Source organism: Pedococcus sp. P1_H8 (genome assembly GCF_056405175.1).
In genome coordinates, this window is sequence record NZ_JBFUCP010000485.1 from 1 (window position 1) to 357 (window position 357).

Here is a 357-nt window from a genome sequence, read left to right on the forward strand (position 1 = left end):
CGTCCTGGCTGCGGTAGTGCCACGACAGCCACAATTGCGGGACGCCCGAATCGACGCACTCGGTGAGGATGCTCTCGGAATCCTCCGGCGCGAGTTCGCCCACCTCGGTTTCTTCATCGTCATCGGCGGCGGTGACCTGACCGAAGGATGTCGGCGGCATCTGCTGCGAGTCGCCGACGATCACCGCGGACTGTCCGCGGCCGAGAGCGCCGATCGCCTGTGCGACGGTCACCTGGGACGCTTCGTCGAAGACCACCAGATCGAATGTCGCCGATCCGGGCGGGACGAACTGAGCGAGCGACCCCGGGCTGACGAACACGCACGGCGTCGCGGCGAGGATGTGCTCCGCATATCGAG

General features: G+C 66.7%; 1 protein-coding gene. It reads right to left on the reverse strand.

Features of this window, described 5'->3' with window-relative positions; translation table 11 throughout:
• A partial coding sequence (locus tag AC1DYG_RS20970; protein ID WP_477641748.1) for an AAA domain-containing protein occupies positions 1 to 357 on the reverse strand: 357 nt, incomplete at both ends.